This window comes from Providencia sp., from assembly GCF_052096715.1.
Lineage (GTDB): Bacteria > Pseudomonadota > Gammaproteobacteria > Enterobacterales > Enterobacteriaceae > Providencia.
Window position 1 is genome coordinate 1 of the sequence record NZ_JBQDNB010000010.1, and the last position, 24448, is coordinate 24448.

Genomic DNA, 24448 nt, shown 5'->3' on the forward strand with positions numbered 1-24448 from the left:
GATTGTATTGGGAAAACTCTAAAACGGTGACCAATTTTTGTTGACCACTTCAAAAACAGGAAAAGCAAGTTAGGAAGAAGTGTAGCTACTGTTAATAACTATATGTTAATTATAAACAGTATCTTTAACTTTGCTTTCGAGAATGGGTACATTGGTAAAAATATAATTTCTTTCATTAAGCCGTTAAAGAAATCAAAAGCTATACCAGACCCCATCACTCAAGATGAATTTCCTAGGTTATTAAAGGCAACCAGAAATATACAAGCAAAGAACATGCTTATCGTTTCAGTTTATACAGGGTTAAGACCGGGAGAGTTATGTGCATTAGCCTATGAAGATTTAGACTTTACTGAAAGAACAATTACAGTAAAAAGAAACATTTCAAATATAGGAGACTTTTCATTACCTAAGACAGAGTCCAGCACAGACAGAGTCATCTACATGCTAGACCCAGTTTATGAAAGCCTTAGAGAGCAAATGTCATTAACCAGAATGACATCACCTGAAACCGTAAGTGTAGCAACAAGGGAGTATGGAAAATACAAGGAAGACACATGCACTTTTATTTTCCAACCCAATATCGTTGCCAGAAATGGGCTTGAAACCAAATACTACTCACCGGGTGGATTTAGTAATATTTGGGTCTCTTTGATAAAGAGGTCTGGAGTTCGACACAGAAAGTCATACCAGACACGACACACTTATGCTTGCTGGATGTTAGCTGCTGGCGCAAACCCAGCTTTCATAGCAACACAAATGGGACACTCTTCATCAAAGATGGTACACGATGTTTATGGAGCGTGGATGAAAGAAAATGATAGAGACCAAATTGCACTAATGAACCGAAATGCCCCACAGCTGCCCCAAGCAATAACTCCTACAGTAATAAACTCTTAAAAATCAACTAGGTTATACCTTCAGTCAGTCAAAGTATTCATATGCGAGGATACGATTCACGGGGAGTTAAAATTACCGTTGATAATATCACACAAGATTTTAATTCCGGCTTATACGATGCGACCTTTATTGACCCATCTCTAATTAAAAAAGTTTATGTACATAAAGGCGCTTCTTCATTGCATCACGGCGGGGGGGCATTGGCTGGAGTCGTTTCAATGAAAACACTAAATGCAGCTGATATTTTGAAACCTGGACAAAATATGGGGGGGCGTGTTTTCAGTGGTATTAACCGTAACGATCACAGCTATTATGCAGGAGGCACATTATTAGGCCGAACAGACACTGTTGACGCCCTATTTAGTTATACCCAAAGGACAAAACAACTCAGGAGTTCTCAAGAGTTACCTCCTTTTGATAATAATGAGAAAATTCACAACTGGATGTTAAAAACGTTGTGGTTTGCCCATCCATCTTATCGCCTTGGGTTACAATTAAAAGAGTATCAGAATCATGGTATTAGTTTAAAACAACCAACAGTAATTGATACCAAACAACCTAAGTTTAAAAATACCGCCCATGAAAGAAACAGTCATCAAAAAGATATTTTGATACATCAGCACTTTACACCCAAAAACAACTTAAATTGGCAAGCAGATTGGGATATTTATTACACCGACCTCGCTTTAAGCCAACTTGATTTAATCAAAGTAAAATCAACAAAACAATACGGTACCGAAAAACGTAATCAGTACACTTATGGCACTAAATTCACCAATAGTTTTAATCTTCCTATGCACAGTTGGGTAAACCATTATATTCAAAGTGGATTTGAATATTACCAACAAAAACAAAAGCCGAATGAACATACTATCAGTTATCCACCAGCTGAATTATCAAATGCATCAGTTTGGCTAGCAAATGACATCACATTGCATCACTTACCAGTTACTTTTTCAGTAGGCACCCGCTTTACACAATATAAAGCATCCCGTGAAAATTTTGATGAAAATAAGCACAATAACTGGTCTTCACGTTTTGCACTTAGTGCAACACCTACTCATTGGCTAAATATTTATTCTTCATATTCAGAGGGTTATCGTACACCTCGTATGGCTGAGCTCTATAACAACTCAAACCATTTTAAAGCTTTTATTTTTAGCTCAGAGTTTAGACCATCACCTGACTTAAAACCCGAAACTAATAAAACACTAGAAGCAGGGCTAAAATTTAGTTTTGATGATCTTGCCTTCACTGGAGATTCTTTGCAGTTCGGTACTACTTATTTTAAAACTAAAGCGAAAAACCATATTGCAGTCGAAGGACGTTACACCAAAGAATACAATTGGACGCAAGGTATCTACCAATGGTTCCCCCGTGAAATATATTTCACCAATATCCCATCAGCCACAATTTATGGGGTTGATAGTTTTATTCATTATAAAACTTATTGGTTCGATTTAAATATCAGTCATAACAGAACTATTGGTGAAGAAGATGATACTCATTATTCCCTTTCATCAGTTCGACCTGAAACTTACCTTGTTAGATTAAATGCACCAATAGCAGCCACTGGACTCAACCTAGGTTGGGTTGGTGAGTTTTCGGCAAAAACAGCACTTGAAGGCAATTCAACCTATAAATTAGCGCAGCATAAATCAGATAAAGGCTTAGATCGTTATCACAAAGAAGTCATTCAATATCCAGGATACCAACTACATGATTTTTATGTAAATTATCAAGCAGATCAATTTATTGAAGGGTTGAGTTCAACTTTAGCATTAAAAAATGCCTTTGATACACAATACGTTTCATCAATGGGGGTACCACAAGAAGGTAGAAACTTCTATTTCAGTATGAATTATAAGTGGTAACCAACAAAATTGCTGACGCGTTGTTATGGATAAGTTGTTATCAAAAAAGTGATATCAGATGACTACGATAATAAAACAAAAACTTCATCGTCAGTATTTAGCTAATAACCAAGAATATTAAAGGCTTGCAGTACCCTACATTCATACAAGTGTTATTAATACCAAGTAACCTGCGAATTAACAATAACTATATTAATACTAAGGAAATAATAGTGAATACAATACTCTTTGAACGCTACCAACAAGCAAAAAAAGAAAATAAAGGAAAATATACTCGAAATTTGGCAGATCTCCTTAATGTTTCTGAGGCAGAAATTTTGCATAGTCGTGTTGGTAAAGATGGTTCCCAACGATTATCAGCAAACATCCCTGACTTGCTCCAAGCACTATCAACGATTGGTGAGGTTAAAGCAATTACACGTAATGAATTCGCCATTAGTCAGCAAATAGGTCAATACGATAATGCCAAGTTTAGCTCGCATGCAGGCTTATTTTTAAACCCTAGAGGATTAGACCTTAGAATGTTTTTTGCACAATGGGATAGTGTATTTGCATTAAATGAAAATATTAGTAATGGAGAACATCACAGCATTCAGTTTTTCGATAAACACGGAGATGCACTACATAAAGTCTATGCAACTGAACACACTGATATGTCTGCATGGAATGCGCTGATCAAACAGTATGCTACAGAGCATAATCCTGAATTAATAATTAACAAAGTACAACCATTCTCAGAACAGCCTATTAATGAAGCATTAGCGCAACAACTCGAACAACAATGGCGTAGCATGACCGACGTTCACCAATTTTTTATTTTATTGAAAAATAACAATCTAAGTCGTCAACAAGTCTTTCGTGCAGTCAGTGATGAGCTTGCTTGGCAAGTTCCAATCAATTCACTTTCTCAATTACTATCAATTGCTCATGAGCAACAAAATGAAATTATGCTTTTTGTTGGCAACCGTGGTTGTGTGCAAATATTTACCGGTTTAATTGAACGTTTATCCCCTCTTTTTGAAGAAGACTCCGGTATCAACTGGCTGAATGTTTTCAACTCAAATTTCACCTTACATATGATCGAAAATGGTGTAACCGAATGTTGGGTAACCCAAAAACCCACTCAAGATGGTTTTGTAACCAGCTTGGAAGTTTTTGATAGAAATGGTAATCAAATCATACAAATGTATGGCCAGCGTACCGAAGGTGAGCCTGAACAAAAAATATGGCGCGATCAAATTCTCTCATTACCGAAAATTTAATTAATTAGGTAAATAATATGAAAAAATGGCTTTTAATGGTAGGGATCATGTTAGTCATCACGATAACAACACTGAATGCACAAGCATCAGACCGTATTGTTACTTTGGGTGGTGATGTGACTGAAATTGTGTTTGCCTTAGGTTCTGGCTCTCAAGTCGTGGCTCGTGACAGCACCAGCCGACATCCTCAAGTGCATTCAAGCTACCGGACGTTGGTTACATGAGAATGCTTAACGCTGAAGGTGTGCTCTCTATGCATCCTACTTTAGTGATCGCCAGTGCTCTCGCTAAACCATCAATGGCATTATCACAAATTGAAAAAAATGGTGTACGAGTAATCAAAGTTACTGGTGTCCCTACCTTAAAAGCCATTCCTGACAAAATTTCAACAATAGCCTCTGCGCTTGGTAAAACTGAGCAAGGAAAAGAGCTAATACAACGTTTTAACCAAGAACTTAGCAAGGTAAATACCGCTAGTATTAATAAAAAAATCATGTTCATTATGAGTCATAGCGGCGTTTTACCTCTTGCGGCAGGAAAACAAACCGCAGCTGACAGTATGATCCTCGCTCTTGGCGCACAAAATGCATTAAGCGAGTTTAACCATTATCGCCCTCTTTCACCTGAAGGGGTAATAGCAAGTCAACCTGACTTAATTATTGTTGGTAAAGAGAGCATTAAATCACTGGGTGGAATAGATAAAATTTGGTTGTTACCCGGTATAGCAATGACAACCGCAGCTAAAAATAAAGCCTTATTGGTAGTCGATGATATGGGCATGCTCAGCTTTAGTTTAGGCACACCCGCCGTCATGAATCAGATACGTGAAGCGTTAGAGAAATTGCCATGAATCTAACTAAATACCCTATTCGAAGTGTTATTGCGATGCTATTCGCTCTTATCGGGATTGTGATAATAGTTTCTAATACTGGCGCAATGGATCTCTCGTTTAAAGTTTTGTGGTCGCGCCCTATCAGCGATCCGCTATGGCAAATTTGGCTCAATATCCGACTACCTCGTATTGTATTAGCCATTCTTGTTGGGCTCGCCCTCGCCGTATCGGGCACGATAATGCAAGGGCTATTTCGTAATTCACTCGCAGATCCGAGCTTACTCGGCATCAGTAGTGGTGCCGCATTTAGTGTCGCTATATTTATAGTATTTTCCATTTCGCTACCCGATACATTACAAAACTACGGCTACATAGGTGCCGCTTTCATCGGAAGCTTATTCGTTTCAATACTCATTTTCAGCTTGAACCGTTATTCCAATGGAAATTTAACAACGTTATTACTTGCTGGAATTGCCATCAATGCTTTAGCTATGTCATTAATTGGCGTGCTAAGTTATATCAGTGATGATCAGCAATTACGGACATTTAGCCTTTGGATGATGGGAACCTTAGTTAATGGAGATTGGTCACTAATTACTGTCGCCGCCACCGTTATTTTATTGACTTGTTTTATTTGCCTCTGGCAGAGCAACAAACTCAATATCCTTCAATTGGGTGATGAAGATGCTCATTATTTAGGCCTAAACGTTGCACAAACTAAATTTATTTTATTGTTTTTAAGTGCATTGCTTATTGGTTGTGCTGTTGCCATGAGTGGTGTTATTGGCTTTATCGGATTGGTCATACCTCACTTGGTCCGTATGACGTTAGGCGCTGACCACAGATGGTTAATCGTGGGCTCTGCACTCGCAGGTGCCATTTTATTATTAATGGCGGACACTCTAGCCCGAACATTAGTCACGCCAGCTGAAATTCCTGTTGGACTCATTACTGGGTTGATTGGCGCACCTTACTTTTTATGGCTAATCTTACGTAAAGCAAATAGGAGGCATTAACTTCATGTCGTTAATTCAACAAGCTATTATTAAAACTCAGCGACATACCTCCCACCTGTTAGAAGCACACAACCTTAGTTACAAAATCAATAATAAGCTATTAATTGATGATATTAGCTTCACCCTTGGCACCCATGAAATAGTCGCCATTATCGGCCCCAATGGCGCAGGAAAATCTAGCTTACTAAAACTATTGACCGGCTTTGTGACACCAACCACTGGTGAATGCTTACTTGATGGATATTCTTTATTAGATTGGCAAGTAAATCAATTAGCTCAAAAGCGCGCTGTCATGAAGCAACATAGCCATATCGCATTTGATTTTACTGTTGAAGATATTATTTCAATGGGAAGAATTCCTCATGGCACACTAAATAAACAGCAAGCGATTGAAGAATCGATGCAACAAACGGATTGTACCCATTTACGCTATTGCGAATACCGCCAACTTTCAGGTGGAGAGCAGCAACGAGTACAACTCACCCGTTCACTTGCACAGATTTGGCAGCCAGTTAATGTACCTGTTTGCTTATTTCTTGACGAACCCACTTCTGCATTAGATCTTCATCACCAACAACATACATTGCGGCTATTACGTCGATTAACTCGTGAACGCCCTTTAGGTGTATGTTGTGTTTTACATGATCTCAATCTAGCAGCGCTTTACGCTGATCGGGTATATATACTGCACCAAGGTAAAAAAGTCAGTGAAGGTAGCGTATCTAGCGTTTTAACCACTGAAAATTTAACACGCTGGTATAAAGCCGACTTAACGGTTATTCCACACCCTGAAACTTTAAAACCTCATATTTGTTTACGCCAATAAATGCGTTTTTTGATTATCTGAATAATATCATTCATCTCTACGCACTATACATTGATTAAATAGCAATCAATGTATAGTGCAATTGGTGTATAACTCTCAAAATCTCATCAGTACTAATACTATCAATAATTAATCACTCTGTTTAAATCTATTATTATTAACTATTACACCACTTAATTGATTATTTTCAGCATTTAACTTCAAATCACTCATTTCGGAATTTCCTGTTGATTATTGTTATTTCCGCCACTTCATATCAAATTTAAGTTAAATTAATTTTTCAATAGTTTACTTGGTTAATAAAATCGAACAGCTTCAACAATATATTTGAATATTATTTAAATTGATAAAATTATTAATAAATTCATCATGAGATATTAGGTTAATGCATTGATTTCAATGAACTTTAAACATTCATCACTGTATGTTTAAATTGTCTGTTTTTTTAAAACCTATCGTAACAATAGTTATTCTCACTAAAAAACCGCACGTTTAGCCTATCGATATATCGGAAAAACAGGAAGAATAGACCCTAATTTCCAGAGCTATTATTAGTAATTAATGAACAATAACCTACGATAGTAGGAGGTAAATATGTCAGAAAGTGTAGTCAACGAGATTATTAAATGGCTAGAAAGCCAGTTGCAGCGCAATGAAGGCATCAAAATTGATACGATAGCCGACAAAAGCGGATATTCAAAATGGCATTTGCAGCGTGTTTTCAAAGAGATGAAAGGATGCACGCTAGGTGAATATGTTCGTAAACGTCGTTTATTAGAAGCAGCTAAATCCTTACGTGAAGGCAACTTGCCTATCCTTGATATTGCATTGCAATACGGTTTTAGCTCTCAAGCAACTTTTACGCGGATCTTCAAAAAACATTTTGATACAACACCTGCAAAATTTCGCCAAATAGGTGAAATGCCTGAGTGTAAAGCGTTTATGACCTGTAGCTGCTAATCACCAAGTAAATTGAATTGTAAGAATACCATTCCTTCCTATTAGTTTTTTATTTTCAAATATTGAAGTCTATGTCTGAGCCGATTAAATCGGCTCTTTTTTTAGCTCAGTTCATGAACTAACCAGTGTTCTAAATCCGCTAATTGTTCAGCTAAATCTGGCCACTGCTGAGTCATTTGTTGAATTAATGTTCTAATCGTATTAGCTTGGTAAACTCGACCTGTAAGCTGGTTACTCATCCACTCAAGTGGTGATGGGTCTAGACTATCAGTATAAAATTGGCAACGGGTGATAACCCCTTTTTCAATATCAAAGTGAAACTCAATACCACCCCATGAAAAACGTGTATCAGAATAATGAGAAAATGCAGGAGCTTGCCCAAAATTCCATTCCCAGCTACTTTGCTTGGCAAAAGTTTCTGCAAAATTAGGTAGGTCAGGCAATTTGTCAGGTGAAATATATTCAGCGACAACAGTTTCACCGTAATGACTGAAAAAACTATTAATTATGCCTTCGCACACTTTTTCATGACTGATATCCAATACCAGTTCGCATAGGTTAGCAACTCTAGAGCGAACAGAAGTGATCCCTTTAGCCTGTAACTTTTTCGGATCTGGGTTCAAATAGTTAGCCAGTCGATTTAAATCGGTATTAATGAGTAACGTGCCATGATGAAAACCTCTATCACGAGTTTCCCTATATGCTGATCCCGATATTTTTCTGGGCCCATTGTCGGTATTTAAAACTAAGTCATTTCGACCTGAAACCTGAGCATCAATTCCAACTTGAGCTAATCCGTTTACAATAATTTGTGTAGAAATAGTTTTATCGTATTCAGGTTTTCCTGCCATAAAAGTAAAGCAGGTATTACCCAAATCTTGAAATACAGCACCACCGCCACTACTTCGGCGTGCCAGACGCACATTATCTTCTTCCATACGGCGTGTATTACATTCTTTCCAAGGGTTTTGCGCGCGACCAATAACCACGGTATCCGCATTACGCCATAAGAACATCACTCGTTGGTCCGCAGACATTTGACGAAAAATAGTTTCTTCAACCGCAAGGTTAAACCAAGGATCGAAGGATTCTGAGATGAGTAAACGTAACGTTGACATTAGGCTATCCTAGAAACAAAATTTACGTCTAAGATAGCATAATCATTGAAGAAATAATGGTGAAAACACAGAAATTAGATACGTCTTGCTTGCCAAAACACTTTTCGCCAATAGACATTTTCGAGTGATGAACGAATAACACCTTTACTAGTTGATGCATGAATAAATGTATTATCTGTATCGTAAATACCAACATGCAGGCCATTTTCACCTGAACCCGTTTTGAAAAAAACCAAATCTCCAGGCATTAAATCTGATTTTTCTATTCGAGTACCAAGCTGAGTTTGATCAACTGTAGTTCGCGGTAATTGAATGGCGAAGCGATCATTAAAAGTACGATAGACAAAACCCGAGCAATCCACACCGTTTTGGCTCATTCCACCATAATGGTAAGGTGTGCCATACCATTGTTGTAACTGATCTTTTAACTGCGCTATCGTCATAATTGGATCAGAGAGCTGTGTTTTTAAAGGGGGCGCAGGCGTTCGTTTAACTGATGTTGATGAACATCCGATTAGCACCAAACAAAGCAGCAATGGAAGGTGTTGTATTTTCATTATCATAGCGCACCCTAACAAGTTACAGTTAAAACATATGCTTAATCTAACATCATAATGAGAAATGCATGAAAAATATACAATTAATCGATAAATGCATCTTACTTAATATTTTTTGTTTGCTGAACTGTCGGACGGCTAATGAGCCATACCCCAAGCAAAATGAATCCAATTCCGGCTGCTTTAAGCCATGTCGCAGGTTCATTAAACCAAGGTAATACTACTGCCAGAATATAAACAAAAACATAACTCAGGCTAATTAGCGGATAGGCTTTATTTAGTGCAATAAATTTAAGTGCAAATAACCAACATAGCATCGATAAGGCATAGCATACTAAACCAACAAAAATAATGCTTAAGCTCACTGTATTTGTCAGAAGCCAATCAATTTGCAACCAATGCCAACCTAATGCGAACGAAGGTAACTCCATCACACCCGCTTTGAGACTCAATTGAGCGATTGTCACTAAAATCGCACTACCCAATACCCATAAGTAGCCTTTATTCATATACTGATACTCATTAGCAAAATGCCAAACATAATTGAAATAACACCTAACCAATGTTTAAACCCAGTTTGTTCATGATAAACAAACTGGCCAATCAATGTAACCAACACAAAATTGATACTTAGCATGGGATAAGCAATACTTAATGGCATACTTTCTAACAGTTTTAACCAAAAAAGCATCCCTAGCCCAAGCATCAATACCGCTAGCACCAACCAACGAATGGCTGATGCTGCTTTATTAGTGTTATCACCTTGCCAACAAACCACGGCTTGCTTTTGTGCAATTTGCCCGACACAGGTTAATACACTAACGAATAATAAAAGCGATAATTGCGTAATCATTGCTTATGATAAACCACAATGGCCATACGCGAATTTTGAATCACCTCATCTGGCTTAGGGATATCTGGTAGACCGTCCTTACGCTTAAGTAAGAACACTACGGTTACCTGCCCTTCTTTTCGTGCTTTTTCTAACCAAGCAGCAAAGTTTTCAGGCTTAACCAGTCGATGTTGGCTATCTGGATATTCAAGTCCATAAGTCAATTCGCCACTACTATTATAAAGGTAGATTTGTGAGTTTTGGGTTTCCCATGCTAATCCTGCCGCAACGCCAACATTACTCGCCATCAAATACCGGCTATTCATTAATAAATCATGATTTTGATGAATAAAGTTCTGTGGTAGTTTTGAATCAATCGTGTTGTTTGGTAAAGCGCTACCGATACATAAACTGACTGCTAATGAGCAAGATGCAGCCCATAACCAATATTTAGCATTCAATACAGTACACAGATAGCCAATAATTGCCCAGATGGAAAATGCAACCACCCCTAAAACCATTTTTGACCATTCGTCAGGTTCATATAAAGGTTTTTTAATCACTGAACTCACGACAATTACTGCGATCACTGCGGCGATACCAATGATAATATTAATGATCCCATTCGCTTTCAATGCAGCCATTTTTCCATTGCGAACACAATCAACACCAAATTTTGCCATCAGTAACGCTAATGGTGCCATAAATGGCAGCATATAAGTCGGTAATTTTCCACGAGAAATACTAAAAAAGATGACCGGAACAATAAACCAGCACAATAAAAAGAACATATCAGGACTTGATTTACGCTCTTTCCAACCTTTAATTAATGCCCCAGGTAATAAGCCAGCCCAAGGAATAGCACCCAATATAATAATAGGGATGTAATACCAAAAAGGAGCCACGTGCTGCGCATCATCTGCTGTAAAACGCTTAACATGCTCGACCCAGAAAAAATAATTCCAGTAATCAGGCTCTTGCTGAGCTATCGCCAACGCCCAAGGCAAGCTAATTAAGATCGCAAAAATAATGGCTATTGGGCCATATTTTATCATTTCAAGGAAACGTTTTTGATAGAGGGTAATCGGGATCATCACAATGACGGGAATTGCCAAAGCTAAAAACCCTTTAGTCATAAATGCCATACCACAGGCAAGCCCCAAACAAGCCCATGCCGCTAGCTTGGTTTTAACTTCTCGTGCTTTCATCGCCCATAAACAGCAATACATACTTGCCGCTATCCACAGAGATAGCATCGGGTCAAGTACGCTATAGGTACCAACAGAAAAAACCAAAAACATAGAGATATAAATGAAGCTAGCAACAAAAGCGACATGATTATTTCTCCACATCATTTTAGCCATACGATAAACAAGTAAGGCACTGAGAAAAATACAAAATACAGAGCCAAAACGCACCGCAAAGTTAGTTTCACCAAAAATCATTTGGCTAATATTATTAATCCAATATCCTGCGACGGGTTTTTCAAAATAACGCACATCTAACATGTACGGAACAATCCAGTCTCCACGCTGTAGCATTTCACGGCTAATTTCTGCATAACGCGTTTCATCAGGTTGCCAAAGTAAACGGCTGTTCAACGGCAAAAAATAAGTCAGGATAAAAAAAAGAGCCAGCAGAGAGGCTCCTACTTTGCTCGCTCGGTTATTCAACATACGTCTGTTATTCCTCTTCTTGACAGCCCAGCCAGTCTTCTCGCCCAGGGAATGGTGCTCTCACCACTTTTCCTTTAGGCAGTGTATTGATGTCTTCTGGCAACAAATCACTCAATGTACAGAATTGGATTTCTTCTTGTGCGATTCGTTCCAACAATTGTGAAAATTGTTCCGATTTTGACATTCCTTCCACTTCAGTGTGGATTGTATAAACAGGAACGCCTTGATCATTTTTAATCGCCTGAAGGATATAATCATTAAATGCGTCGTCAGTAACAACCGTTCCCACGACCTCATCGTATGTGGGTAATGTCACCGGAATTTGTACGGTACCAATCGAACCATCTTGCATAATAGGCCTGAATGGGTACTTTCCACGACAATCACTATTATAATCAAAATTAAACTGTTGTTTAACTTTAAGAACTCTTTCGTCCCCACGCCAGCCAGCAACTGCCGAGCAAGTTACCCGCTGCCCAATAGCTAAGGTTAATGCATCAACACCTAATTTAACTTGTTCTGTCAATTGGGCCTCACTCCACTTGGCAACTTTGGCTTGCCAACCTTGATGATCCCACGCATGTAAACCCACTTCATGCCCAGCATCTAATGTTTGTTTCATTAGATAACCTAAGTCTTTAGCAATTTTCTTCCCTGGCCACGCAGTACCCGCGAGTAAAATATCTAGGCCATAAAGAGATGCTGCATTAGACCTCAGCATTTTCCACAGGAATTTAGGACGCAAAAGGCGCCATAAATGGCGCCCCATATTATCGGGTCCTACACTGAAGAAAAAACTGGCCTGAATATTGTGCTCTTTCAGCACTTTGAGTAGCTGAGGTACCCCTTTCAATGTTCCTTGATAGGTATCTACATCTATTCTCAAGCCAACTTTTTTCATTAGTCTTTATCACTCAATTCTTCAACTGCACCTTGCAAGAAAAAGTCTAGTGTTTCTTCAATGGTATCTTTCATATCAATCGTTGGTACCCACTCAAGTAGGCGACGCGCATTTTCAACACTTGGTTTACGATGCTCAACATCTTGATAACCTTGACCATAATAACTACTGCTTTCAATTTCACGGAAGCCAGCAAATGGAGGGAATTTTGCTCTCTCAGGATGTTTTTCAAAGCTTTCCAGCAACATTTCAGCTAATTCACGAATACTCGCTTCATTAGTTGGGTTACCAATGTTGATGATTTGACCATCACATTTACCATCTTTATTCTCAATGATACGGAATAACGCTTCAATGCCATCTTTGATATCAGTAAAGCAGCGTTTTTGTGCACCACCATCGACTAACTTGATTGGTGAGCCTTCAACTAAGTTCAAGATCAACTGAGTAATTGCGCGAGAGCTACCAATACGAGCAGAGTTCAAGCTGTCTAAACGTGGTCCCATCCAGTTAAATGGACGGAATAGCGTAAATTTCAGACCTTCTTTCGCGCCATAGGCCCAAATAACTCGGTCAAGTAACTGTTTAGATACAGAATAAATCCAACGTTGTTTATTGATTGGACCTACAATTAAACGTGATTCGTCTTCATCAAACTCTTTATCATCACACATACCATAAACTTCTGAAGTCGATGGGAAGATGATACGTTTGTTATATTTCACGCAATAACGAACAATTTTCAGGTTTTCTTCAAAGTCTAATTCGAAAACACGCAGTGGATTACGGGTGTATTCAATAGGCGTTGCAATCGCTACTAACGGCAGAATAACGTCACATTTTTTAATGTGATATTCAATCCATTCAGTATGAATGCTTACATCACCTTCGATAAAATGAAAACGTGGGTTACCAATAAAACGTTCAATTGCAGATGAACCGATATCCATACCATAGATATCATAGTTATCATCTTTCAACAGACGCTCAGTTAGGTGGTTACCAATAAAGCCATTCACACCCAAGATCAAAACGCGTTTACGACGTTTGATTTGTGTAGTCGGTTTTTCACCAACACGAACATCTTTCACGATACCCATTTCATTTGCAAGGCGGTTACCTTGCATATATAGACCGGTTTCACTTTGACCACTAATAACTTCAATTGCACCTTGACCACAAGCAATACGCAGTGGATTATTAGACAATACCGTACCGGCAACTCGACCTTGGTTATCATCTAATACGCTAGCACGCCAGATAGTCATCTTACGCGCACCTAAATAGGTAAACGCACCAGGATAAGGTTCAGTAACAGCACGAATAAGACAATTGATTTCTTTTGCTGAGCGATTCCAATCAATTTGTCCATCGTCAGCACAACGGCGACCAAAGTAACTTGCCTTACTTTCATCTTGAGCAACCGCTTTATAGCTACCCGCTTCGATTAATGGCAACGTTTTAGTCAACAGTACTTCTGCTGCTTCACGTGCTTTTGCATGAAGTGTTAGCCCGGTATCGGTATCGCTAATCGCAAATTTTTCTTGAGCAACGATATCGCCAGCATCAGCCTTCTTGACCATTTTATGCAGCGTCACACCCGTTTCGCTTTCACCATTTAATAGCGCCCAATTGATTGGTGCGCGACCACGGTATTTTGGCAGTAAAGAACCATGCAGGTTAAATGCGCCTTTTGGTGCAATTGACAGCAGTTCTTCGCTTAACATATCGCGGTAATAAAAAGAGAAGATAACATCAGGTTTCAACTCGCGAATACGTTCAATCCATAGTGGATGATTAACGTCTTCAGGCGCATAAACAGGAAGTTCCATGTCTGCGCTTACACGTGCTACTGAAGAGTAAAAGTGGTTTTCATTAGGTGAGTCAGTGTGTGTAAATACTGCCTGAATATCAAAACCTGCTTCTTTAAGCGCCTTTAACCCTACACAGCCAATATCATGATAGGCAAAAACAATAGCTTTCATTAGTTTTCTTCCTGATTTTTGTCGGACTTAATATCTGCGCCGACGACTTTTTGAATAAAATAACGAGGTCTAGCACGTACATCATTGTAAATTCTACCGATGTATTCGCCTAATAAACCCATAGCAACAAACTGTGCGCCGATAAACATAAAGAGTACCGCAAACAGTGTAAATACGCCGTCTGCTGCCCATGCAGCGCCGAATAGCAGACGTAAAATAATTAATAATACAGCAAGTAAGAAACCGCCTGCGGCAATAACGCTGCCCACTACGCTCAGTAAACGCAACGGAGCTGTCGTTAAACAGGTTAGCAGGTCATACATTAAATTAATCAGTTTCATAAAACTGTATTTAGAATCACCAAATTCGCGCTCCGCATGAGCGACATCAATTTCAATGGTTCTACGTGCAAATGTATTCGCTAAAATAGGAATAAATGTGCTTCTTTCATGGCATTGCAACATCGCTTGAATAATATGACGACGATAAGCTCGTAACATACAACCATAGTCACCCATAGAACGCCCTGTTGCTTTGGTTATCATCGCATTAATCATTTTTGATGCGGTTTTACGGAACCATGAGTCTTGACGATTTGCACGGCGCGTACCGACTACATCATAACCCTGCGCTGCCGTTTGAACTAAACGTGGAATTTCTTCCGGTGGATTTTGTAAGTCCGCATCAAGAGTGATAACTAAATCGCCATCAGCCTGGTTAAAACCCGCCATAATCGCTGAATGCTGGCCATAATTACGATTAAGAATAATAGCAATAATGTGATTCTCTGGATCTTCAGCGGCTTCTACTAACATTTTTGCTGAACGGTCACTACTTCCGTCATCTACTAAAATCAATTCATAAGATTGCGTGAGTTGTTTACACGACTTAATTGTGCGCTCTAATAACTGAGGCAAACTTTCTTCTTCATTATAAACAGGGATAACTACTGAGACTTTTTTAATCTCATCAAATTCATCTGCTATTGACACTATTTTGACTCCAAAAGAACTTTAGTAATCGCTTTAACAACCCGATCAACATCTTCATCTATCATATCAGGGAATAAAGGCAGCGAACAAAGAGTTGCGCTATTCCATTCTGATTCAGGTAATGAAAGTTCCGGGTATTTTTCGCGATAATATTTTTGCGTATGCGCTGCACGAAAATGTAAACCTGTGCCAATATCATGCGCTTTTAGTTTTTCCATAAATGTATCGCGATCAATACCACACTGCGATTTATCTACACGCACCATAAATAAATGATTAGCGTGTAAATGTGGGTAATCAGGAAATGAGAGCATTTCTAATGGTGAATTTTTCAACAACTCGCGATAACGTGCAGTCAGTTCAGCTCTGCGTTGATTCATTTGCTCAACACGCGATAACTGCACCACTGCTATCGCAGCATGAATATCGGATAAATTATATTTAAAACCAGGCTCAACGACTTCCGCCTGAGGCTTACGGCCTTGCATTTGTCTATCAAATGCATCAACCCCTAATCCATGAAATTTTAAAGTTCGAACTCGTTGAGCAAGTTCATCATTATCCGTAGTGACTAACCCACCTTCAGCACAAGTGACATTTTTAATCGCATGAAATGAAAAAATTGCAGTACCAGTCTCACCAATCCATTCATTTTTATAACGTGTGCCGACTGCATGAGCGGCATCTTCGAGTAAAAAGACACCTGCTTTTTCGGCAATTGCACGTAATGCATCTAAATCACAAGGCGCCCCAGCATAATGCACAGGAATAATAACTTTAGTTTTTGCTGTCAGTGCTTGTTCAACTGCATCGGGTTGGATCATTAAAGTATCACGATCGACATCAATCATTACCGGAGTCGCGCCTAGCAACTCAATCATATTAATTGTGGATACCCAAGTTTGCGAAGGTGTAATAACCTCATCTCCGGGACCAACACCTAGTGCCATCAAAACAACATGCATACCCGCTGTTGCAGAAGTTAATGCAATTGCATGCTTACAGCCATAACGCTTGCAAAAATCTTCTTCTAACTGATGATTCTGCGGCCCAGTAGTTATCCAGCCTGAACGTAGAACTTTCTCTACTGCCTTTACCTCTTCATCACCGATTGCAGGCTTTGAAAACGGAAGGAAATTGCTCATATTGTTATAGCCTAGTTTTCATTGATAATAGGATATTCTAGTTAATGATACTTTAACCGAACCTCAACACTCATCATCATTACAATAAGAAATTACATAAAAACGAGTGATTAAAACAATTTTTTAGTTAATCGTCAAAACTAATAATCTGCCATATCTTATTAGCGCTACTTTCACTTAATCTAATTTCTAACATAAAAATGTCGGATAAGTTACTGTCAGTCATTACGTCATCAGGTTTTCCTGATGCCACCATCAATCCTTTTTTTATCATCCATATACGACTAGCATTTTTATAAGTGTGACTAAGATTATGTCCACTCATTATAACCGTTCCTAAGCAATGACAAAAATATTTAATCCATTTATCTAAGTTGGCTTGCTGAATAATATCTAAATTGTTCGTTGGCTCATCAAATAGTATAAATTTTCCACATAATTGATTACTATCCCAGACTTGTAAAAATACGGCGACGATCCGAACTCGTTGCCATTCCCCCCCCGAAAGTTGATTTATTGATTTATGTAGCAATGGTGTTAGCTGAAAATCTAAACAAAGAGAATCAACAATATTGACAGACAAGCTATCAGAAGAACGGCTTGTTGAGGGCAAAAATAAATCGAGGTATTGAAATACTTTTAATATTGGCAATGAATTTATCATTTGTGGCAAATATGCGCGTTGTCGCCCCAACTCTTGGACACTATAGACATTAATATCCTGATTATTGATTAGTACCTGTCCGTCAAAATCAAGGAAACCACTTAATGCAGCCAATAATGTACTTTTCCCCGCGCCATTGGCACCTAATAAATGAATTTGTTCGCCAGCAAATATCATCTCAGTAAGATTTACGATACGATTAGCAACCGACAAATTGTTTATCTCAATGACTCTTTTCATCTTCATTTTTTAACGCCATTGATGGTTACGGATAAGTAAAAAGATAAAGATAGGTGCGCCTAATGTTGCTGTTATAACACCAATAGGAATTTCAGCATTAGCCATCAATAAGCGAGATAACAAATCAGCGATTAATAATCCTAATGCGCCTGCAAGGGCACAACCTGGTAATAATATGCGATTATCAGTTAGCCCGCTCAAGCGTAATATATGGGGGATAACCAAACCAATAAAGCTAATCGCTCCCGCAATTGCAACACTAAAACCAATCAACACACCACTAACAATAATTAAGGCCAATCGCCATTTTTGAGGCGAAAAGCCAAGCTGATAAGCTTGCAATCTGCCGAGTGAAAGATAATTCAATGTTTTACCTTGGCAAATAGCCCACAACAAAAACGGAAGACTCACCATCACTAATCCAAACTGTCGCCAATCGACACCACTAAAACTACCCATCATCCAATAAAGTAATTGCCGCAAATCTAAGTTGCTGCTCATATAAACCATCCATGTCATACAAGCACCACTAATAACCCCTAAAGCGACACCGACTAAGAGCAAGCTAGAGTTATTCAGGTGTTTACTGCGAGCAAAATAAAGTAGTACAGAAGTGAGCACTAAAGCACCGATAATCGCACTTGTGCTTATTAACCAATAATGGGTAATACCTGATGATAATAAGACGGTTAATACCACCGCGACCCCAGCACCGTTACTTATTCCTAATAGGCCAGGCTCAGCGAGAGGATTTTCAAATAGCGCCTGCATAATTGCACCTGTTACGGCAAGTGCTGCACCAATAGCGATAACTGCCAACATTCGAGGTAAACGAATTTGACCAATAAACATTTGAGCAGGCTCACTTGTCCATTGGTTTGGCCATAGCCATATTTCCCCAGCGCTTAGGGAAAGGATAACTATCATCAATAAAAAAATAGCCAGTAATATAACCACTCGTATGTCAGCATTTTTTTGTTGTTTTTTTAGTTTATTTATTAGATGAGCCATTTTGTAGTTTATCTGATTATCTTTTAAGTTAATAAACTAGTGTTTATTTATGAAAGTAGTGCTAATTCAATAATTTTATACTCGATTTTCAATGTGAAAATGACATTTAAAGGGTAATAATATGACTCTACCGCAGATTACTTCAGCATCATCTAGCTTACCAATAGCAACTTCTAATGTAACGAGAAACGTTCCAATTAAATTACAAGAAAATAAAGGATTTTTATTATCAATCACAAATATTATTCGTTCTTGCCAGCATTTTTTTAGTATTTCAAAACAAGATAAATGTGAATTACTGAGTAATAGAAAACTTAATACTAACGAACAAGAGCCTTCAGTTCCAGTTTCTATATATAAAACAAAGCAGGAACTAAAATTGGCAGAACAAAAGATTACACAGCAAAAGCCTTTTGAAACAGTTGAAAAACGTTTTCATTATAACCAACTTTCCAAAGAGCGAAACCACACTGAGCCTACCGCAAAGTACAGAATTTTTGATAATAATGAATTAGAAGCGCAGACTCCAGAGTCTTCATACAGAACGGATAGTCTTAAGCAGCAAAGTGAACAGCAAAAAATAGCAGCTAAAATTTCAAATTCAAACTTACAAACAATAAGTAACTACCAAGATTTATCAGAAGCAGAGAAAACAGCTTTTTCAAAATTTAATGAAATCATGGCTCAAGCTATAGCTACACCAGAATTCACTAATCAAGAGGGCATTTCACGCGTACCTGGCGTAAAGAAAAAAATTGACTTAATTTTAGATTCCATCTCTTCCGGTGTAGGTATTAGTAATGTACTTATAAATAAAAATAAGATCGCACTGAATGATTTAATTAGTGCGTCCAAAATAGTGCTAACGCAGGCTATAAATAAGTCCCAGAGTGAAACAAGCAAATTAGCTCAATTAATTGAGAAAATTAATGAAGCTACTGAGCAAGAAGAAGCAACCATTCAATACGTAACCAATAATCAACCAGTTAATAGCCAAGAAATTTTAAAGCGAGCAAAAATAAATAAATTAGCTAAAATACCTCCACTTAAAGAACTGCCACTAGCTATTCAAATCGCCATGCCACTCCTCCTTGAGTTAGTAAAAAATATTGAAACTAATCGCATGACACCAAACGGTATCGCAATTTCGTTTCATAGTATTATGTCGCCTCATAATCTTTCTGTGAATCAATCTACACCCCAAAAATTAGAGATAAGCAAAGCAGATATCGCCGCAATTAAGTCCGCTAACAAATATTTAGAGCTATTGATTCAAAGAGAATTAGACTTAAGCCAAGTACAAAAATAAGTTAATTAACTTATACCAAAACAAAAGACCACCTAAAAGAGCATCGTCAGCCCTGAGCGTTGGGGCTGACAACATATATCAAAGAGTTACAGACATTATAATATACTAATTCTCACCATTACCCCCCAATTTAGCTAACGCCGATTATTGGTATCGCAAGCTATTCGCGCGGTGCAGGCGCAACGTTTATCCAATATGCAGTATTTGCAAGGCATGGATATTGAAGATGTTGAAACGGGTGAACGTTTTGATTTATTCGATAAAGTGATGGCGAGTGTGTCTAATCCTGAAATTCGTCGTATGGAATTAATGTCGCAAATGGCCGGCATTGAGCGCGTCGCAAAAGAGCGTGACGATATTGGCATGTTTATTACGCTGACCTGTCCATCAAAATATCATCCCACTAATCGCAGAGAAACGTCGCGCGGCTATCAATACGTTATTTGTTGATGAAAAGAATAAAAATCAAATTGTTGCAGAGCAGATTATCCCTGAATCTGAGGGCGGTTGGTGGATACGTGAAATCGGTCTGTTTGATAAAGCCGGTAATTTAATTGCTATTGCAAACTGCCCCGAAACCTATAAGCCACAACTTGCCGAGGGTTCAGGCCGCACACAATCAATTCGTATCGTATTAATTGTGAGCCATACCGAATCAGTGACATTAAAGATTGATCCGTCTGTGGTGCTAGCAACCCGTGATTATGTGAATACTGAAATCACCGTAGTCGATAAAAAGATTGATGCACTATCGGCGCAAACTAAACTTGATTTAAACAAGAAATTCGACAAAGCAAACATTTCAAGTCAGAAAGGCAATGATAACGACAAAGTGCCAAGTCTTCATTTGTTTACTGGGGAAATAGGTAAACTTGCCGCAATTGGTTACAGCTATTCAAAAGTTGAATCTGATAATCGGTTTCAACCGAAAGGTAATTACCAGCCATCTGGCGACTACGCAACAAATACAGCATTAAAAACCGGCCTTGATTCTAAAATGGATGCAAAGTTCATGAATACCGGAGTCGGTAAAGATGTGACATGGAAAGGACAACACGCATTCACACAAGTAGGTATTGGTGAGGTTGGAATGGGTGGGAAGCGCATGTGGTTTACATTAGATGGGCTTTCTATGAATCCAACAGGTAACGGTTTTTATAATGTTAAATGGCCTGAAAAATCAGGAAGTTTAATTGTCACTGGTGATTTTGGTCTTGGTAGCCAATCACTTTACGCAAATATAGATAGCTCAAGGCCTTATATAACAGGGTTCCGTACGTTTGATGCATCGTTGACCAATACTATTAATAAAAACCTGATTGGGATGACGCTGTCTTGGGCTGCTAATGGCGCAGGTAGAGCAGTAAAAGTACTTGCATGTGAAGGCGGCAGTGCCTCATATCCTAATTGGTATGCACTATCTTATACGAGCAGTGAGACAGTTCCCTTTACTCAAATGTTTTATACAACAGCGAATACAAAAACAGATCGTAATGGTTATTTAAAAGCGTCCGGTAGCTCAGAAGAACTCAGCGACTGTCAAGTTGGTATTCCTTTGCCATGGCCTCAATCCACCGCACCTAGTGGCTATTTAATTTGTAACGGTCAAGCATTCAATAAAGCGACTTACCCATTGCTAGCCAAAGCTTACCCAGCTGGCGCTTTGCCTGATTTACGTGGTGAGTTTATTCGAGGGCTTGATGCAGGACGCAATGTTGATAATGGACGAGCTGTTTTATCTAATCAAGTGCATTCGTACCAGCAACATACCCATGACCTTAAATTACAGGGTGCGAGTGGTAATGGGGGATTAGAGACAAGAGCTATGCGTACGCTTGGTCAAAACTTAGGTACATTAAATTTTACGACAGAAAACTCGGGCTCAAGTGGTGAAACTCGTCCGCGCAACATTGCATTTTTATACATCGTGAGAGCAGCATAATGAAAAACTATAAATTAGATATCGAACAAGCAGAAATTGGCATTAACGGACTTGCATCAAAAGCAGGTTGGATTAAAACCTATATCGCAGACCCCGCGACGCGCGAATATATCAACGCATCGATGGAAAATATTTATTTTGACGTGAGTGTATCAGCAGGTGCTTATACCGATGCGCCAGAATTACCCACCAAAGCAGGTTTTGCGGTAATTCGCAGTCAAGATGAAACTAAATGGGAAATTGTTGCAGACCATAGGACAAAAACCGCTTACAGCACTGACAACCGCCAACCGATTGAGATTGATTTTATCGGTGATTTGCCGCCGATATTGACTTTGTTAGAGCCGAAAACCGAGTTTGATATTTGGAACGGCAAAAAATGGGTCACTGATGTTGAAGCGCAAAAAGCTGCATTTGTTGCTATAGCAGATAACGAAAAAGCCCAGCGATTAGAAGAAGCCGAGCAACAGATATTAATGCTTGAACGTAAAGTGCGCTTAGATATGGCAACTGATGATGAAGTTACGTTACTAAAACAGTGGGAAATATACAGCATCAAAGTATCTGATATTGATACTTCAACAGCGCCGGGTATCGATTGGCCTGTAAAGCCGGAATAAATCATCTTCTAATTCCATTCAACAATGCTGATAATACACATTCTTTATATTGAGGTTTTAAATGGAAATTGAAATGAAAAATATTACTGATGTGTTATCACTTATTTCTAGCATTATGACAATAATGGGAATCACAGGCTTATTGAGCTGGGGGTTAAGTGACAGACCAAAAGGAGCTGCAAATTTTGGTCTCTATATTTTAGCGTTGATGTTTAGAGCTGCGATCTGCATTCTTACCCTATCATTTTTTACGTGGCCATTCATAGCATTGAAATTATTCTTAGTCGTTACTCTTCCTGGAGGACCAGTATCAGTAGGAGGATCTTCAATAGAAGACCCTCTCTTTTGGTGGGATATAAATTACCCTTTTATTTATTTACTAAGTTACATAATTAGTATTCCAATTATCCTTGTCATAGCGGTACCCATTATAGCCTCAATATGGTCTTGGAGCTTGAAGCCATTTAAGCCAATGTACGAGCTAATAATAAAAAAAAATAAAAATGAATAATTTTTAAAGCGTTGTCCCATTCCCCACACAACCCCCACCTCGTGCATTTGTCTTAACCACACCACAAAATTAAGCCATGACTAAATAGAGGACGCTATTGTTATGGCTCAAGATTATCATCATGGCGTGCGGGTTATCGAACTTAACGAGGGCACGCGCCCTATTCGCACTATTAACACCGCTATCGCTGGCATGGTCTGCACCGCCGACGATGCGGACGCAAAATATTTTCCACTCAATACCCCGGTATTAATTACCGATGTTATCGACGCGGCTGGCAAAGCTGGCGATACCGGTACACTCGCACGATCATTAGAAGCCATTGGCAACCAAGCCAAACCGGTCACAGTCGTTGTACGGGTTGAGCAAGGCGAAAGCGAAGCGGAAACCACATCCAATATTATTGGCGGCTCGACTGCCGAGGGGCGAAAAACTGGCTTACAAGCACTGACCGCCGCGCAAAGCCGTGTCGGTGTGAAACCGCGCATTCTGGCGGTGCCCGGTCACGATACCCAAGCCGTTTCCGCTGCCCTCGCGGGGATTGCACAAAAAATGCGCGCCATGGCTTATGTCAGTGCCAATGGGTGCAAGACAGTTTCCGAAGCCATCAAATACCGTGAAAATTTCAGTCAGCGTGAACTGATGTTGATTTGGCCGGAATTTCAAAGTTGGGATACGGTTGCCAATGCAGAGGCCAATATCTACGCAACCGCCTGTGCCCTTGGCTTACGCGCAAAAATCGACAATGAAACAGGCTGGCATAAAACTCTATCTAACGTAGGCGTCAATGGCGTGACCGGTATTTCTGCCGATATCTCGTGGGATTTACAAGACCCTGCCACGGATGCGGGCTTACTCAATGAAAACGACATTACTACGCTCATTCGTCATAACGGCTTCAAGTTTTGGGGCTCACGCACTTGCTCTGATGATCCATTATTTGCATTCGAATCTTATACCCGTACCGCACAGGTTTTAGCTGACACCATAGCGGAAGGTCAAGAATGGGCAATCGATGGAACATTAACGCCATCGCTAACTCGCGACATTATTGAAAGCATTAATGCCAAGTTGCGCAGCATGACAACGCAAGGTTATTTGCTCGGTGGGGCATGTTGGTTTGATGCAAAAGTTAACGACAAAGAAGAGCTCAAAAGCGGCAAGTTATATCTTGATTATGACTATACCCCGGTTCCACCGCTTGAAAACTTGTTATTACGCCAGCGTATCACTGACCGCTATTTATTAGATTTCAGCAGCAAAATTAAGGGGTAACCA

General features: G+C 39.1%; 22 protein-coding genes and 2 pseudogenes. 13 read left to right on the forward strand and 11 right to left on the reverse strand.

Annotation, left to right across the window (positions count from 1 at the left end; translation table 11 throughout):
- Positions 1-102 precede the first annotated feature (102 nt).
- The 7 genes and pseudogenes from ACTH6U_RS09820 (at position 103) to ACTH6U_RS09850 (ending at position 7667) form a co-directional block, all read left to right on the forward strand.
- Complete coding sequence (locus ACTH6U_RS09820) at positions 103-897, forward strand: tyrosine-type recombinase/integrase (protein ID WP_441832104.1); 795 nt, start codon at positions 103-105, stop codon at positions 895-897.
- A gap of 35 nt (positions 898-932) precedes the next feature.
- On the forward strand, positions 933-2771 hold the full coding sequence (locus tag ACTH6U_RS09825; protein ID WP_441832154.1) for a TonB-dependent receptor domain-containing protein: 1839 nt from the start codon (positions 933-935) through the stop codon (positions 2769-2771).
- 212 nt (positions 2772-2983) lie between these two features.
- Positions 2984-4033, forward strand: coding sequence for a hemin-degrading factor (locus ACTH6U_RS09830; protein WP_441832105.1), 1050 nt, complete (start codon positions 2984-2986; stop codon positions 4031-4033).
- A 17-nt stretch (positions 4034-4050) separates the two neighbouring features.
- Positions 4051-4883 (forward strand): annotated as a pseudogene (locus ACTH6U_RS09835) (heme/hemin ABC transporter substrate-binding protein).
- Positions 4880-5881, forward strand: coding sequence for a FecCD family ABC transporter permease (locus ACTH6U_RS09840; protein WP_294107398.1), 1002 nt, complete (start codon positions 4880-4882; stop codon positions 5879-5881). The pseudogene ACTH6U_RS09835 and the gene ACTH6U_RS09840 overlap by 4 nt, the downstream one beginning before the upstream one ends.
- Before the next feature lie 4 nt (positions 5882-5885).
- Positions 5886-6707, forward strand: coding sequence for a heme ABC transporter ATP-binding protein (locus tag ACTH6U_RS09845; protein WP_434718815.1), 822 nt, complete (start codon positions 5886-5888; stop codon positions 6705-6707).
- Between the two features lie 594 nt (positions 6708-7301).
- Complete coding sequence (locus ACTH6U_RS09850; RefSeq protein WP_294107403.1) at positions 7302-7667, forward strand: helix-turn-helix domain-containing protein; 366 nt, start codon at positions 7302-7304, stop codon at positions 7665-7667.
- Positions 7668-7768: 101 nt separating this feature from the next.
- Here ACTH6U_RS09850 and ACTH6U_RS09855 read toward each other — a convergent pair whose 3' ends face one another.
- The 11 genes from ACTH6U_RS09855 to btuC all read right to left on the reverse strand — a co-directional run bounded on the left by ACTH6U_RS09855 (position 7769) and on the right by btuC (position 18788).
- On the reverse strand, positions 7769-8785 hold the full coding sequence (locus ACTH6U_RS09855) for a lipoate--protein ligase (RefSeq protein WP_441832106.1): 1017 nt from the start codon (positions 8783-8785) through the stop codon (positions 7769-7771).
- 74 nt (positions 8786-8859) lie between these two features.
- Entirely contained in the window at positions 8860-9348 is a 489-nt protein-coding gene (locus tag ACTH6U_RS09860; RefSeq protein WP_294107407.1) for a C40 family peptidase, read from the reverse strand.
- 95 nt (positions 9349-9443) lie between these two features.
- Positions 9444-9851: a 4-amino-4-deoxy-L-arabinose-phosphoundecaprenol flippase subunit ArnF gene (gene arnF, locus ACTH6U_RS09865; protein ID WP_441829056.1), complete on the reverse strand. Its 408-nt coding sequence runs from the start codon at positions 9849-9851 to the stop codon at positions 9444-9446.
- Entirely contained in the window at positions 9848-10195 is a 348-nt protein-coding gene (gene arnE, locus ACTH6U_RS09870; RefSeq protein WP_336430820.1) for a 4-amino-4-deoxy-L-arabinose-phosphoundecaprenol flippase subunit ArnE, read from the reverse strand. The genes arnF and arnE overlap by 4 nt, the downstream gene beginning before the upstream one ends.
- The gene (gene arnT / locus ACTH6U_RS09875; RefSeq protein WP_336430821.1) at positions 10192-11850 is read right to left on the reverse strand and encodes a lipid IV(A) 4-amino-4-deoxy-L-arabinosyltransferase; all 1659 of its coding nucleotides are present in this window, start codon (positions 11848-11850) and stop codon (positions 10192-10194) included. The genes arnE and arnT overlap by 4 nt, the downstream gene beginning before the upstream one ends.
- Before the next feature lie 7 nt (positions 11851-11857).
- A complete protein-coding gene (gene arnD / locus ACTH6U_RS09880; protein ID WP_441832107.1) occupies positions 11858-12751 on the reverse strand; it encodes a 4-deoxy-4-formamido-L-arabinose-phosphoundecaprenol deformylase in 894 nt (297 codons plus the stop codon).
- Positions 12751-14736: a bifunctional UDP-4-amino-4-deoxy-L-arabinose formyltransferase/UDP-glucuronic acid oxidase ArnA gene (gene arnA, locus ACTH6U_RS09885; RefSeq protein ID WP_294107417.1), complete on the reverse strand. Its 1986-nt coding sequence runs from the start codon at positions 14734-14736 to the stop codon at positions 12751-12753. The genes arnD and arnA overlap by 1 nt, the downstream gene beginning before the upstream one ends.
- Positions 14736-15728 carry an undecaprenyl-phosphate 4-deoxy-4-formamido-L-arabinose transferase gene (gene arnC, locus ACTH6U_RS09890; RefSeq protein ID WP_294107419.1) on the reverse strand — a complete coding sequence of 331 codons (993 nt, stop codon included), beginning with the start codon at positions 15726-15728 and terminating at the stop codon, positions 14736-14738. The genes arnA and arnC overlap by 1 nt, the downstream gene beginning before the upstream one ends.
- Positions 15728-16873, reverse strand: a complete 1146-nt coding sequence (gene arnB / locus ACTH6U_RS09895) for a UDP-4-amino-4-deoxy-L-arabinose aminotransferase (RefSeq protein WP_434718812.1) — start codon at positions 16871-16873, stop codon at positions 15728-15730. The genes arnC and arnB overlap by 1 nt, the downstream gene beginning before the upstream one ends.
- A 127-nt stretch (positions 16874-17000) precedes the next feature.
- Entirely contained in the window at positions 17001-17783 is a 783-nt protein-coding gene (locus ACTH6U_RS09900) for a vitamin B12 ABC transporter ATP-binding protein BtuD (RefSeq protein ID WP_441832108.1), read from the reverse strand.
- A 3-nt stretch (positions 17784-17786) separates the two neighbouring features.
- The gene (gene btuC, locus ACTH6U_RS09905) at positions 17787-18788 is read right to left on the reverse strand and encodes a vitamin B12 ABC transporter permease BtuC (RefSeq protein WP_294107425.1); all 1002 of its coding nucleotides are present in this window, start codon (positions 18786-18788) and stop codon (positions 17787-17789) included.
- Positions 18789-18909: 121 nt separating this feature from the next.
- Here btuC and ACTH6U_RS09910 point away from each other — a divergent pair, with 121 nt between their 5' ends.
- The 6 genes and pseudogenes from ACTH6U_RS09910 to ACTH6U_RS09935 all read left to right on the forward strand — a co-directional run bounded on the left by ACTH6U_RS09910 (position 18910) and on the right by ACTH6U_RS09935 (position 24445).
- Positions 18910-20097 carry a hypothetical protein gene (locus tag ACTH6U_RS09910; protein ID WP_294107428.1) on the forward strand — a complete coding sequence of 396 codons (1188 nt, stop codon included), beginning with the start codon at positions 18910-18912 and terminating at the stop codon, positions 20095-20097.
- Between the two features lie 156 nt (positions 20098-20253).
- Positions 20254-20502, forward strand: a pseudogene (locus ACTH6U_RS09915) (replication endonuclease); the annotation flags it as partial.
- A 25-nt stretch (positions 20503-20527) separates the two neighbouring features.
- Positions 20528-22039, forward strand: a complete 1512-nt coding sequence (locus tag ACTH6U_RS09920) for a phage tail-collar fiber domain-containing protein (RefSeq protein ID WP_441832155.1) — start codon at positions 20528-20530, stop codon at positions 22037-22039.
- Positions 22039-22659 carry a tail fiber assembly protein gene (locus ACTH6U_RS09925; protein ID WP_441832109.1) on the forward strand — a complete coding sequence of 207 codons (621 nt, stop codon included), beginning with the start codon at positions 22039-22041 and terminating at the stop codon, positions 22657-22659. Before ACTH6U_RS09920 ends, ACTH6U_RS09925 begins: the two co-directional genes overlap by 1 nt.
- Positions 22660-22732: 73 nt before the next feature.
- Complete coding sequence (locus ACTH6U_RS09930; RefSeq protein WP_441832110.1) at positions 22733-23170, forward strand: hypothetical protein; 438 nt, start codon at positions 22733-22735, stop codon at positions 23168-23170.
- Between the two features lie 102 nt (positions 23171-23272).
- Positions 23273-24445: a phage tail sheath protein gene (locus ACTH6U_RS09935; RefSeq protein WP_441832111.1), complete on the forward strand. Its 1173-nt coding sequence runs from the start codon at positions 23273-23275 to the stop codon at positions 24443-24445.
- Positions 24446-24448: the final 3 nt, after the last annotated feature.